Origin of the sequence: Prevotella herbatica, from assembly GCF_017347605.1 — a bacterium.
GTDB lineage: Bacteria > Bacteroidota > Bacteroidia > Bacteroidales > Bacteroidaceae > Prevotella > Prevotella herbatica.
Genome location: NZ_AP024484.1, coordinates 2,567,474 through 2,582,670, shown reverse-complemented (window position 1 = coordinate 2,582,670; position 15,197 = coordinate 2,567,474). Strand labels below are relative to the sequence as shown.

7 protein-coding genes are annotated in these 15,197 nt (G+C 35.2%); all 7 read right to left on the bottom strand.

Annotated features, from left to right (window positions below; all coding sequences use genetic code 11):
* Positions 1-4: 4 nt before the first annotated feature.
* Genes prwr041_RS09615 through prwr041_RS09585 form a run of 7 tightly spaced genes read right to left on the bottom strand, consistent with a single transcriptional unit; the run spans position 5 to position 15,170 of the window.
* A complete protein-coding gene (locus prwr041_RS09615; protein WP_207153582.1) occupies positions 5-3,136 on the bottom strand; it encodes a SusC/RagA family TonB-linked outer membrane protein in 3,132 nt (1,043 codons plus the stop codon).
* A gap of 18 nt (positions 3,137-3,154) precedes the next feature.
* Positions 3,155-4,795, bottom strand: coding sequence for a fasciclin domain-containing protein (locus prwr041_RS09610; RefSeq protein WP_237072201.1), 1,641 nt, complete (start codon positions 4,793-4,795; stop codon positions 3,155-3,157).
* Positions 4,796-4,804: 9 nt separating this feature from the next.
* Entirely contained in the window at positions 4,805-6,523 is a 1,719-nt protein-coding gene (locus prwr041_RS09605; RefSeq protein WP_207153580.1) for a DUF5108 domain-containing protein, read from the bottom strand.
* A 14-nt stretch (positions 6,524-6,537) separates the two neighbouring features.
* Entirely contained in the window at positions 6,538-8,088 is a 1,551-nt protein-coding gene (locus prwr041_RS09600; protein ID WP_207153579.1) for a RagB/SusD family nutrient uptake outer membrane protein, read from the bottom strand.
* Positions 8,089-8,099: 11 nt separating this feature from the next.
* On the bottom strand, positions 8,100-11,354 hold the full coding sequence (locus tag prwr041_RS09595; protein ID WP_207153578.1) for a SusC/RagA family TonB-linked outer membrane protein: 3,255 nt from the start codon (positions 11,352-11,354) through the stop codon (positions 8,100-8,102).
* 23 nt (positions 11,355-11,377) lie between these two features.
* Positions 11,378-13,600, bottom strand: coding sequence for a fasciclin domain-containing protein (locus tag prwr041_RS09590; protein ID WP_207153577.1), 2,223 nt, complete (start codon positions 13,598-13,600; stop codon positions 11,378-11,380).
* Positions 13,601-13,610: 10 nt separating this feature from the next.
* On the bottom strand, positions 13,611-15,170 hold the full coding sequence (locus tag prwr041_RS09585; protein WP_449579654.1) for a pectate lyase family protein: 1,560 nt from the start codon (positions 15,168-15,170) through the stop codon (positions 13,611-13,613).
* Between the last annotated feature and the right edge of the window lie 27 nt (positions 15,171-15,197).

The window sequence follows — 15,197 nt, the reverse complement described above, 5'->3', positions numbered from 1 at the left end:
TGTCTTAAAAGTTCAAGTTTACACCAAATTTAATAGACTTCGGCTGCATCATTTTTGCGTAGTCAAAACCTTGTACTGATTCACTATACGAATAAGAGAATTCCGGATCCAATCCTAGATACTTTGTAAATGTCAAAAGATTCTCCCCTGTAAGATATAATGTACCTGATCTAAAGAAATTAAGGAATTTCTTATCAAAGCTATAACTCAAGGTTAAGTTCTTTAGTTTAAGATAAGAAGCGTCCTCTATCCAACGATCTGAGAAATCATTATTCCCCATAGGATCATTCCATTGAGCACGTGGGATGTCTGTTTGCTGTCCTTCCAAAGACCAACGATTTTCAACAGCTTCACTTTGGTTACCAAAAGTAGACAAAGATTCCAAACTACGCCTTACAGCATTATAAGCTTTGTTACCCTTTGAATAAGAAAATTCTGCTGATAAAGCGAATGACTTATAACTAAATTGTGTAAAGAAACCGCCAAAATATTTTGGAGCAGCATTACCTAAAGCAACACGGTCTTTATCATCAATACGCCCATCAAGGTTTTGATCTACGAAATGTATATCCCCAGCTTGGAATTTCTGCCCTTTTACATTCTTCAAATTTGCCAAATCAGCCTCTGCTTGTGTAGAGAACACACCCAAAGTCCGATATCCATAAAATTGATATGGAGAATTGCCTACCTTTGAAACGAGTTGTGCTCCATCTGTATAAGAAGTAACTAAATTCGATGCCGTTCCGAGCGACTCTATTTCTGAAATATTTCTTGCTATATTTCCACCAACTATCCACTTAAAATCTTTCAAATTCATCAATGTGGCTTGTATTGCCAACTCAACGCCATGATTCTTTAGCTTACCGCAATTATCGTAATAGTTTAGAGTTCCAAAACCCGAAGAATGAGGTATCGCAAAAATCACATCATTTGTTACATTATTATAATAATCAAATGTCAATGCCAAACGATTGTTCCACATTCCTAAATCTAAACTCAAATCTAACTGAGTTGTTCTCTCTGGCTTTAGATTCGTGTTTGAAATATTGGCACGTATGATTCCCGCATTAGTCATATATGGCGAACTTGTATAATAGTATTTACCTAAATTAGAAGAAAACTGACTATTACCAGATAATCCATATTCTGCACGGATATTCAAACGGTTTATGACTGTCGAATTAGAGATTGGAGACCAGCCTTTACCCAATAATGTTACGCCAAGAGACGGATAAGCAAACATACGAGTACCATAAGTGCCTGAAGAAGAAGCTCCGTCAAAAGACATGTTTAGTGATGTGGCTACCATATTATGATATGTATAGTCTGCATGAGCATATAAATTTGCCCAATTCCATTTTTCCAAATAGCCATAGAAATAACGGCCAATATCTTTAGCATCACTCAAAGTTTGATAAAAATCATTAGGGGTGTTGCGACCAGCACCAGCCTCATACCTTGCATTGGTAATCAGCATTTGTGCACCAATCATAGAACTAAACCTATGAACTCCGTTAAATGTTTTTTCATATTTAGCATTGGCATCAGCAAAGAAGTTAGTTTTTTCACCAACACCCTCCTTCACAGAGTTCTCAGCAGTACCATATTGATCTTTTACAGGTAGTATACTGTGGTCCGTTAGACCTGGGATAAATAAGTGTTCCTTATTATAGTTATAGAACATCCCGAAAGTCCCATTAAATGACAGCCCCATCATAGGCTTCCAGCTCAAACCTATTTTTATATTGACATCATACTGACGGTTACGTCCGTCTAGATTATTTATAATTGCCAACGGATTACTTACCGCAAAATCCATATTCTGAGAATCTCCATAATAATATGAGGAATAAGAACTCAGGATATTTCCCGCATTATCCATTTTATATGGACTAAGAAGTGGCGATCTTGAGTAAGCAGACAAAATTGGATTGCTCTTACTATCCATGCCTTGTTGCTGATAATTTCCATTAAGATAAGCAAGACCCACAGTTGCATTTATTTCAACCCATTTACTTATCAGCACATTAGTGTTTAACTGGGTGTGATAGCGCTGGCTCTGAGTAAGATTAGTTATTCCATTGTTTAAAGCATATCCCAAAGAAAGATCATATTTGGCAATAGCATCGCCTCCTTCCACACGAAACAAGTTGTCCGTCACAAACCCATTCTTATATATTTCACTTTGCCAATCTGTATTATTGTTATAAAGGAAATTATTCTTGCAATTTGGGGAACTCAAGAATGGAAAATCATTAAAGAAACTCTCCATATTGTTGAAATAAGTCATACCTATATCAGACAAATATGATTTGTAGCCATTTCCTTTAAGCAATGGAATACGCTTATTATTCCAATTTACACCATACTGTCCATAGAAGCTGACACGTGTTTCCAAATTATCAGAAGTTGCACCATCTGTCTCTATCAAAATAACACCATTTGATCCAAGTGAACCATACATAGACGCATCGGCACCTTTCAGAACTGTAATGTTCTGAATATCATTAATATTATATGCTTGAAAAATATTTCTTGTATATCCCTCGATCAGCTGTGATTCACGAGTATCAGGAAGATATGGAACACCATTTATAACAATCAAAGGAGCATTATTTCCAATAAAAGTGTGAAGTCCACGCATATTCATATAACTTCCTTCACCTGGCATACCTCCATTATGAACAACTTGCAAACCTGCCACTTGACCGGCTAAGGCCCGATCTATGGTCATACTTCCCAAAGTAAAATCTTTCTTGGTGATGTTTACAGCAGAAGTAAGCTGTGGACGTTTCTTATCAATTCCCATAGGTAATACAGCAGACTCATTATACTTGTATGCGTCATTAGGCATCATTTGAATTATAACATTCTGTTTTTTATCAACATATCTTGATTGCTGATAATACCCTTCAGCCCATACAGTTATTTGGTTTACTTTATCATTAACATTTATACTAAATTTACCATCTGCATCACTTTTGACATTTTGACTACCAGAGGCAGATATTATAGCACCTTCGATAGGTTTGTTGGTTGATAAAACCACCTTGCCACTAATTTTACGATTTTGTGCATATGTGCTGATTGATAAAAACAGCAACAAGATTGTAAAAATAAGTTTTATTGCTTTCATATTATATTATAATCAAAGTTAATAACAGTTCTTTGTAGGTTTCAGACACCAATGGTGGAAACAACATTTAGTTGCATTGATTCCATGAAATTTAATATTTACTTTAACAGGTTCTGTCCCACCAATTTTGATTACAGCAACTCTACCACCATCACGGTCATAATTACTTTTCTTTTTGTCTGTAGCTTTTGAAATATCATAACCTTCTGGATAACCTTGCCCGCCACGATCATAATGAAAATCAGTCTTTGTCAATTGAGAGGCTGTCACTGTACCAATATATTCTCCATTAAATGAAACTTCTACATCATGTCCCATCTTTTGTTCAAAGCCAAGACATAAATCATACTCACCTGGTGGTATCATATACGGTGTAGCCACCTTATTTGTCTCATCGTATTTAAAACCCGTAAAATCTAAAGTATATCCTTTTGAGGTAGGATCTGTCAAGTTGAAATATACAACACGATTTATTATATTTGGGAATACTCCTGGCCATCCAGACCAAGCCGTTACTTTGGTAGTAATGTTATTGAATGTCAAATTATCCGTTTTAAAGTATTCAGCTTTTTCATCTTCACTAAGATACTCATACCATTTCATAAAATCTTTAACACGATAAATTATCACATTATTCGGTATCTTCAAATCGGTAACATAATATGCTATGCCATTTGAGAGAATCACAGGATTATCCAAATCTATTTTCTGCACTGTGGTTCTCCACTGTTTGCCAAATATAGAATTAACATCTTCTGTTTCATCAAAGTCTGTTTTTGAGAGTTTATTATTAAAGAACATAGCCTGCATGGTCCATTCTTTTAATATATTCTCATCACGTTCCAATCCACAACGAGAAAGTGTGGAATGCGCTTTTTTCAAAGCTTTGTTTATTACGTCATTTGATGGAATTAATAATGTAGAGTTTTGAGATTCAGACATTATATCAAATCCTCGTTCAGCAAAATATGGATTTGTTACCACGAAGACAGAGTCGTAAACACTACTACCAGTTTCATTCACTCCAATTATCTTACTTGCATTTTTATCAAATGTCAATTCATTGTGAGCCATCACTGAATCTCTAAACATGGAATATTGGTCACTTAAACTACTAATCATTTCGTAAAGAGATTTAGGTGTATTTAAGTAATTATTCAACTGGTAAATATATCCATCTGTTGTTTTTATAACCTTTTTCACCCGACTATTGTTAAATCCAATCTCAGAAAGATTATTATCGGCTGTAACTTTTGACACGTTGACATATTTACCATTCCATACCAGCAATCTCTGTCCATCAGTCAAATTAGACGGTGAGATGGAAATATCAGAGATATGAGCCATAGCTAAAAACTTTTCATCATCCGTAGGTAATTTGTTAGAAGATGCGTCTTCATTGTTTAATACAAAAACCGTACTTAACAAATTCTTCTCTGCCATTTTAGTCAAAACGCCGGTTTTATCAAGCAACTGATACATTGTGGTATAATCAGATTGAGACTTCAAATAATCCAAAGTAGACATATCTACTTGTATTACGTTCAAATTATCTATCAATTGTTCTTGATTAGAATAATGAGATTCCCAATTATTGTCGCAAGCTACAAAAGTGCCTGTAATCAATAATATTGATAATATATATTTAATAGTTTTCATAAACATTTTTTATTCAGTTATAGGTTCAAATGTCATATAATCCAATTGAATACGGAATTTGCTGTTAGAAGCAGCAGCTGGATCTTGAACAACCATTTTCAAAGTATGAGAACCTGTCTTTGGAAATTCTATTTCGTCAAAAATCACAGTATCATACAATCCCAATGTATTGGCTGTAATACTTGCGTAAAGAGCTACAGTTTTAGTTTTATTGTTATCATCATCAAAAATAAAATCTATCTTTCCTCCATTACTTCCACTCGACATTGTGCGCATAAAGTCCATGGATGTAGCATAAGTTACTTTCATAACAACTTTATACTTTCCTGCAATTACAATAGGAGATTTCATTGATATAGAACCTTGATAGCCAAGATTCAAATACATTTGATCTTTATTCTTGCAATTAGTCCAAGTATTGGATTTTCTAACAGTAGCATAACCAACTGGGTAATATGAACTGGTGGGTGTCGCACTGGATTTAGCTATAACATTAAAGCAAGATAGCGCGGAGATATCAGATTGATATTCTGTATTATCCGTCTCTGTCTGATACTGCTGTCCTTCGGCACCATAACCACCTTTGATATAAGAAGCAATTTCAGCATAATCACAGAAATCCCAATCCACTTTTACAGGGATTACAGATTCCCAAAGTGGAAGATACGAATCTAATTCATGAATCATACCATTCTTGGCCTCTATATCGCTACCAGATTTAATTAATTGGGCCTTTACAGAGATGCCATTAATCTCGCCATCATAATTAAAATAGAGTTGTTTATTTTCCTGAATAGAAGTTTCCAACGCAACCCCAGCTTTAGTAGTTAACAATTTTTTATTGCCATTTCCCATATCCTCTAAGTCTAGAACAGTATTACTTCCTGAAAGGATATGATATGCAATATAACGGTTTAATTCATTGTCCTTGTTCGTGTAATCATTACCAACAGCATTTATTTTTGCGGATAAATCAGCAAGAGATGTTATTCCAGACTTGGCGAAAGATTCATTTGAAACAGCAAGCAACGTATAATCACGTTTTTGTTTTATCACCGTGTTGTTTTCCTGCTTGACATCTTCATATATTACATTAACGCTATCTTTCCAACCGGTCTTATCCATCGCTTCAATGAAAATGGAATATTTATCCTTTTGTTCCATTATACGATCGTATAGACTTTCTACCAATGGCGGCATTACCTTATCCAAAACATATATATAGCCATTAGATACTTGTATTGCCAATTCACTAACATGGGCATCCTTATTTAAATAAATAGAATTAAAACCACCTTCTTCAGAAGTTTCATCAAAAGAAACAGAAAGATAATCATCAGAAAGAGTTTTTGACTCAAGCTTACCTCCTTGTACAAATGTATTTCTGTTAATTGAATCTTTTATTATATGATGCTCCACCAAACTACGTGCATATTCTTTACCAAGATCCTCTATAGAAGAAACATTTTTCAGCTTGTAGAATTTCTGTACTGCTTCATTGGTAGGAACAAAAACAGTGAATTTATTTGATGCCTGATTTACGGCATTAAACAAATCTGCATATTTCATCACATGAATCCACTCAGAGAACTCATCGGCACGAGTTTCCAAATACGTAGATGCAGGATTGACATCATAAATCTGGTATGTAGTATTTTCGTACGGATCGTTACATGCATAGCAAAATACTACCATCAGTAACAAACATATATTTTTAAAAATCTTCATAATAGTGCTTTCTTTTATTTCTTATTGGTTTTTCCATAATATGGATTCTGCACCAATAAATTATTATTCTCTATTTCACTAGCGTTAATAGGCAGATACCATGCATATTCATTTTGCAAAGCAGAACGCAACCAACTGTCATTAGCCGTATTGTTATACTTTTGAATAATGTTTATCATTGCAGTCTTATGAGCAAAGCTTTTACTCTTGCCATACCGAAGTAAATCATACCATCTCTTTCCTTCAGCAGCCAATTCAATATTACGTTCTGGCAGAAGATAATTTTCCATCATCGAAGCTTCATCTTCTTCTTCCAATACGACTGCCCTCTTTGTTAAATTAGCACGAGTACGAATCTTATTGATAATGTCAATAGCTTCTTGCCAGTTATCTTTTCCTTTCCATATTAAAGCTTCAGCTTTCATCAACATCACATCTGCCATTCTATACATTATCCAATTGGCATCATTGTTTATACGTATTGCATCAATATTCGTGTTGTCGACGTCACCCATTTTATATTTCCATATACAATTTTTAGCGTTATCGGCATTATCACCAACAGAGATTACGCCCCCAAAGAAATCACGTATATCACTCTTGCCAGATGCAACTTCTAATTCGTCGTTTTCAAAATCTTCAGCCATCTGAGAAGAATACTCATAGGTAGGATTAGAACTAGCTGTAAACATAGAAGATGGTCCGCCATTTTGACCATACGTATTTCCATCCCAATTAAGTTCTAAGATAGATTCATTACTATTTCCTGGATTGAATATACTATACCAGTTTTCAGGAATAGTAATAAATGCCGGACGGCGAGATTCTGTCGCGTTAATTATTTTATCGGCATATTCTATTGTTGTGTCGTAATCTTCAGACCACAAAGCCACTTCAGACATTAACGCATACAAAGCCCATTTCGTGATACGTCCTTTAGTTGCATTCCACTGGTCGTTGTCATAAAAATCTTTTGCGCCACCATTATCAATAGCGGTCTTCAGATCAGCTTTAATCTGTTTTAATATATCATCCTCTGACGACTTAGTCATTGCAAATGGTGTGGAATCATCTTCATACGGAGTTACTATCAATGGCACTTCCTTAAAATTGCGCACTAAATAGAAATACATTGAAGCACGCATAAAGTAAGCCTCTGACAAATGAGAATTCATTGCGCCCTCTGAATATGTAGCGTCTATTTTTCTCACTTCCGGAGCATGAGCAATGACTACGTTTGCCATATTAATGACCTGATACAACGTGTTCCAATTGGTTATAGTCTCGGTTCCATCCAACTGGAAATTCTGAAGTTTCATTCCATCATTATCACCAGTTAATGTGCAGACTGACGAAGCCCGCAATTCTCCCCATTTTATTAATGTTGGGCAAGCCTGGCGCATATAGTAATATCCCGAAGCGACAACAGCCTCTACATCCTCTTTAGATTTCCAGTAGGCGTCTGTCACTTGTTCATTTTTAGGAAGCAGGTCGAGCCAGTCGTTACAACTTGTATTAAGTAATAAGCAACAGCCAAAAATTCCTATATAAATAAGTTTTTTCATATCGTTATTAGTTAAAAGTTCAAATTAAAGCCACAAGAGAAACGACGAGAACAAGGAGTGCTCGCATTGTCTTTGGATAGTTTAGAAGCTGATGTTGGGAGTGACACCTCTGGATCTTGACCTGTATAGTTAGTCCAAGTAAACAAGTCGTACCCCGTAATGAAAACACTAAGATTACTGATACCCAATTTCTTAGTTATATTTCGTGGTAAAGCATAATTAAGCGACAGTGTTTTAAGTCGCAGATAAGATGCGTCCTCCACAAACCGGTCAGACCCCAAATAATTATATCCTTCATGGAACAATGCACGCGGGATATCTGTAACATCGCCCTCATTTCTCCAACGTCTAAGTGTTGCCGTACTCTGATTATCATCATTATACATAGCTTCGTTATTCATACGAGTCTGATTGATAATTTTTTGACCAAAACGTCCATAGAACGATGCTGTAAGAGTTAGTTTCTTATATCTAACATTGAAACCAAAACCTCCTGTTAAAATAGGATTACAGTTTCCTAGGTAAACAATATCATATTCATTAATGACTCCATCATGATTAATATCCTCGTAAATAGCATCACCAGGACAAACTTGCTTGGAACCATTTTTCATAACAACAGGATTACCTTTCACATCATTCATCACACTACCATCTTTATCTCGAGCGTATGTGGCATTCTTATTTTGATATACACCTTTATAACGATATCCATAGAAAGAACCAAAAGGACGTCCTTCTTCTATACGTATGGCATATTCTCCATTTTTAAATATATATGGTTCAGGGTTCATTGTTTCCGGCAATTCTGTAATTTCATTGGTATTACGGCTCAAGTTAAAATAAGAACTGACACGCCAATCCTTTTTATCAACTATAACACCATCAACACGAGCTTCCCAACCTCTATTTTCCATCTTACCAGAATTATACCATTTAATAGTACTATATCCTGTGGCAGAAGGCATAGATTGATTTCTCTGCAACAAATCTTTCACATACTTGTTATACCATTCAAATGTAAATTTAAGCCTTCCACTTAAAAAACTCAAATCTGTACCAAAATTGTATTCTGTAGATGTTTCCCATTTCAATTTATTCAATTGCATTCTACTCGGATAAATAGCAGACATTCCCATATACTCACCTAGAGAACTATATGCACCATAATAAGCTGCTGTACCTGAGGGAGCGTTACCACTTTGTCCTATACTGAAACGCAACTTCACCTCATCAACATAGTCTTCTAACTTTTTCATGAATCGTTCATTCTGCATATTCCAAGATATACCTGCTGTAGGGAATACACCTAGTCTTTCAGATTTACCCATAGCAGAATTTGCATCCATTGTAACAGAGGAATGAAATACATAACGGTTTAGCAACGTATAATTCAATAAAGCTGTACCCGATATACTTCGAGCTTCAGATTCTCCTGACTTCATACTGCTTACTGTATTTCCAATAACAGGATCTGATAATCCGGAAGAAGCATTTCCGTAAGCCACACTTGATTTGCTTGAACTTGTAGCCTGGGTTGTACGAAATACTCCTGTTGCAATTAAAGCATGTTTGTCATTCCAATTTTTATTGAAAATTAGTTTATTTTCTGTCTGCAAAGTCAAACTTTCAGAAGAAGAAACTGTACTTTGATTTGCATATATATTTGTCCATGCTACCCCCGTAGCCACTTGTGGCAAGAACTTATCGTTGTTAGAAGAAGACATTTTGAGAGAAGCATAGGCTGAGTAAGAAAGACAAGGTAATATTTTATAATCTACACGGAAATTAGCTCTTGCATCACGAGAAGTTATATTGTTTGAACTTTCGTTAGCCATTGCTACAGGGTTATAATTACTACTACCATTAAATGCACCTTCCCAGTCTTTTGTCTGATATGAGAAATATTGAGATGTACGTTCTCCATTCTCACTTATATAATAAGGTGATTTGTTTGGCATTTTTTTCAACGCCTCAGAACGAACATTAGAATCGTCTGATGTCCAATTTGATTCTTTATCAGTCTGCGTAAAATAGAAATCAGCACCAAACTTAAGTTTATCTGAGAATTTATAATCTACACGTAAAGCTGAATTAAAACGCTTCAGACCTGTACCTACAGTTGTACCGCCTTCATTAAGATAACCCAAAGCTAAACGATAAGTAGCCTTTTCACCACCTCCACTCATAGAAAAGTTGTTATCAGAAGTAAAAGTATTTCTACGTATTTCATCCAACCAATTGGTATTGACATTATACTCATTAAAATAAGTCCAATTTGGAGAATAATTTATTTCGGGTGTATCATACAAATATTTTAAATAAGTATCTGCATTAAGACCTATATAATTCGCACTATTCCACAAAGCATCCTGAACCATAGCTATATATTGAGAACCATCCAACATTGGGATATTGTTTGGCTCAAATTTACATGTAAACTTAGAAGAGAAGGAGAATGTGGTCTTTCCTGTAGAACCTTTCTTTGTAGTTATTGAAAGCACACCATTAGCGCCCTTTGTACCCCAAATAGCGGTTGCGGCTGCATCTTTCAAAACCTCAACAGACTCAATATCTGTAGGAGCAATATTTAACAAAGCACCAAGGTCTTCCTCGTTAGCATTAGAGAAATCAAAATCTGCATCCAAAGATTGAGTATATGGAACACCATCAATTACTATTAATGGATCTGCAGAACCATTCAATGTACTAGTACCACGAATGCGTATAGAACTACGCGTTCCTGGGTCACCTCCCAATGCAATATCTACACCACTCAATTGCCCCTGCAATGCATCTTCAAGCGAAGAAACTGGAGATGTAGCAATAAGGTCTTCCATCATAATTTTTTGAGTAGCAGATACATTTTCTTTATGTCCTATACCCATATTATTACGGTCTATACGATGAGCTGTAACAGAAACCTCATTCAAAGTTTTAGTATCAGATTCAAGAGTTATGTCAAGTACTTTTTGGGCCACATATTTTACACGTTTAGTTTTCATACTAATATAAGAGAATACCAACGTAAGTTTATTCTCTTTTTCTGGTATTTGTAAATAATAATTACCATCAATATCAGTTACGGCACCAGCAACAGAACGGTTTTGAGAGTTCACGACATTCACATTCGCACCAATTATAGGTTCAGAAGCAGTACCTACTAATTCCGTAACTTTACCGGTTATCACCTGTGCCTGAGCGAATATATCTTCTGTTCCCAACAGAAGCAACGCTGACAAAAGCATATATTTAATTAATTTCATATTTATATTTAATTCTGGTTAAATCATAATACAGTATTTATTAACTGGAAACATCCGTCATTAAAGGCAAATGGGAAATAGTTGTATGTTGACACAACATTAGCACTTTCACCATTAATATTTATTGTAATAGAACTTCCATTATCTGTATATATTAAAGGATTACCATTCGCAGAAATATATGTAGCACTCTTCATATCAGAACCAGGATAAGGATATGCTACAATTGCATTTTCTTTATCACGTATTATATAATTCAACAGATATTGTCTAAGTTGAGATGCACTCGTTACTGTACCAGAAGAATTCATTCCTGGAATTTTTCCGGCAGAAATAGCATCAGAGATTGCCTGATTTGTAGGAATGAAACTAATAAAATGTGATGTACCAATTAAATCTAGAATAGCATCATTTGATGTTACCATCCCGGATTTTTGCAACAATTTGGCAAATTGATAATAAACGTAACGAGAATCATTACATACGGCTAATCGATGTTTCAATCCATCACCATCCTCTGCTTTGAATAGTTTGTCACCACCATAGCTGTATGTTTTTCCATTATTCCAACTGGCATTACCATTCTTTATTTCAGAAAAAGAAACAAAAGGATTCACATTATTATCCGGCTCTAAAAGTTGAGTATATGCTGCACTAGTAGTAATATTACCATCTTTTACAAAAAGATAGTTGAAACCCATTTGTGTGGCAAGTATCTGCGTTCCTGTTTCTTTTAAACTCTGCACTCCGGTAACGGTATGTAAATTTACGACATCCCTCATCACAGATGTAGATACATCAGCCAAGCCATCTTCTGTTTCCTGTTGCAGTCTACTGCCATCTGCGTATGTACGCAAAGAAATGCCTTCTGATTGTATTATTTCATTAGAAGGCATAAGCAACACATATTTAGTATCTTGTGAAGAGTAAGAGACAATAAGTCCTGCACCAGCGAGCATATATAGGTAATAATTATTATTTTTATTACGGAAAGCTGGTCCCACAACAGAGCCAAACAACAAGGGGGTGTCTATAGTATTTAGTCCATAGAATACACCATTCACACACATAGATTTGTCTGTAACTTTATCTGGATCAAAGTTGAAATTCATATCATACACATTTTTTACTTTTCCACTCTTAATCTCTTCAGGGAACACAATACCGTCAGGATATACAAACTGTTTCAATAGATATTTCATTGCCAACGCATCTACATCGCTTAATGATTCATATCCACCTTGTTCCCAATAATCATCAAAGAATTTATTCATCGCATCATCCGATGGTGCAAATACACTATATGCCTTTGAAGCATTATCAGCCACATCAGCATATTTCGTAGAATACCATTCGACAGCAATTGCAGGTAAATCTGATCCATGAGTATGAATAAACAAAGAATCTGCACCTAGAGATGTTCCATAATCTTTTGATAAAGTTGCATCATACACGTATGATGTGTTTTGATCATATAGATTAGAGAAAATTGAATAGTTACCATTTGTTTTCATCTTGGTGTAGATAGTTTCAAGGGGTTCCAGCACTTGATCTACAGTATAGATATATCCATTATCAGCAAGAATTCCATATTCATTTACAGCAGCATTTGACACATTGAATCCTTCATCACCTTTCCAAATGGTATTAGGATAGAAATAGTTATAGTTAGATGCAGCATCCAATGTCTTAGTCTGGAAAAATCTTGATGAGAATACAGGAATAAAACGATCTAAATGATACACTGTGCGACGACGTCCTGTTGAAGCTTCAATTTCTACAGTAGGTGTATTGCTGCTACGAGTACGGAATTTATAATACATACCGGCATTTTTCTCTTTCTCTTCATCTGTAGCCAAATCTCCTTCTGGACGGAAATTAACAAGTTTGTCCTTATTATAAGAATAATACAATAAGTGGAAACCTATTAACTTCTGTAGTTCAGAAGTGTTCACTTCACTAATATCTGAATACCCATGTTTAGATAAATATTCTGAAAAAGCTTTATCATCAGGGGCCATGATAGTGAGAATGCTATTTCCATTCATGATTGGTTTATAACCTGCTAATTCTGCTCCTTTAAGGAAAATAGAGTAATCACCCTTTGCTTCCAAAATTTTCCATGCACTTCCTTGAAACCAACTAGGTGCATCATAATAATCACCCATTTTGTCAGAACATGAGCATACAAACAGAGATATCGATAAAACAAATAGTAATACCGATTTAATCATTATGTTCTTCATCTTTTAAATATTATTGTTTTAACTTGTTTAATTCATATTGATATTCTTCAGGGAACTCTAAGGAAAGAGCATAATTTTCAATATTCAAATAACCATTTCTAGCTTTAAGCAAAGCATCATTAGGATTATTCTTATCTAATCCCCACGCATCTTCAAAAGCATCAGGCATACCATCATTATCAGTATCCAATTGTTTTTCTGCACTATTGATTTTACCTGGACCACCTAAAACAAACTGAGTTGTCATACGTTCATCTTGAATTATTGTACCTTTTGAACCCAATGATGTAAGTTCATCTATAAGAAAATTATCCACCTCATCACGTACAGGAAGAGATGCACCAACTTTTTTCACAATCCAATCATAAGCTTCAGAAGCACTCTTTTGATTTTTTATAATCGGATGCAATTCAGAACGTGTCGACAGAAATGTAGGTGTGCCACTACAATATTGATTCCAATTTTCTTGAGTAATTTCAACACCATTCAAAGCGCCATCTTTATCTGAGTCATAAAAATTTCCCACACAATAGCTACGGAAGTCTCCATTACCGCCCAGGAAAGGTTTTGCCGGGCTCATAGCCACATTCTCTGTCATAATGCTGCCATCAGGTTGTGCCACATTTTGCCAGTTGTTACATGGACCTTTTATAAAGTAATTATTTTCTATAGCCGTTTCTGATCTTCCACTTGATTCTCCACCCATATTGTAAGCAGCTCCACTTCCCCAATTATATACCACATTATTAACAAATTGGTTCAATCCCTTAACTTTTGGATTTCGTGTTTTATTATCTATATAAAGATTTCGAAAGATCGTTATACCCTCATCTATATCAGTTTGAATAAGACCTCCGCAAGAATGATTTTGCAATCCCTGTCCTATTATTGAATTTTGTATAGTGATATTTTTTGGTCGAGAACCCTTATTATCGGCATTAATAGAGAAGTTTTCATCTTTACCCCAAGTGATAGAACAATGGTCAAAAATCATATCTGTTCCATTTGCCACACCACAAGCATCTTTATCTCCAGAATAACCAGCACCCATACGCATTCGCAAATAACGTACAATAAGATTTTTTGCGCCAGACGCAGATACTCTACCACCATAAAGAACTACACCTTTACCAGGCGCTGTCTGTCCGAGAATTGTCTGATTGCTTTGTAATATAATAGGTGAATTGCCGCACTTGATAATTCCCGACACATCAAATACTATTATACGCCATGGTTTACTAACAGCATCTCTAAAAGAACCAGTACCAGTGTCATTCAAATTAGTAACATGATATATTTCCGTACCTTCTCCACTTCTTGCACCTGTGACATTTTTACCATAGCCTTCAGCTCCAGGAAAAGACAATATACCATCATCAAATAAAGGGAAACCAGTCGCATTACCGGCTTCTGAACCTTGGTCACCAAAATTACTATTTTCAGCATTAGTCGTTGGAAGTTTTGGATTTAAGTCGTTTTCATAATTCTTATCCACACAAGAAGCTTGTGCGCATATTACACAATATGAAATCGATAGTAATGCGATAATTTTTTTGAAACGTTTTATCATCATATCAAGTTTTTAAGTTATTAAGTT

Excerpts from the sequence above, each read along its gene's own strand:
- prwr041_RS09615 (WP_207153582.1), bottom strand. The coding sequence starts at position 3,136 with ATGAAAGCAATAAAACTTATTTTTACAATCTTGTTGCTGTTTTTATCA.
- prwr041_RS09610 (WP_237072201.1), bottom strand. The coding sequence starts at position 4,795 with ATGAAAACTATTAAATATATATTATCAATATTATTGATTACAGGCACT.
- prwr041_RS09605 (WP_207153580.1), bottom strand. The coding sequence starts at position 6,523 with ATGAAGATTTTTAAAAATATATGTTTGTTACTGATGGTAGTATTTTGC.
- prwr041_RS09600 (WP_207153579.1), bottom strand. The coding sequence starts at position 8,088 with ATGAAAAAACTTATTTATATAGGAATTTTTGGCTGTTGCTTATTACTT.
- prwr041_RS09595 (WP_207153578.1), bottom strand. The coding sequence starts at position 11,354 with ATGAAATTAATTAAATATATGCTTTTGTCAGCGTTGCTTCTGTTGGGA.
- prwr041_RS09590 (WP_207153577.1), bottom strand. The coding sequence starts at position 13,600 with ATGAAGAACATAATGATTAAATCGGTATTACTATTTGTTTTATCGATA.
- prwr041_RS09585 (WP_449579654.1), bottom strand. The coding sequence starts at position 15,170 with ATGATAAAACGTTTCAAAAAAATTATCGCATTACTATCGATTTCATAT.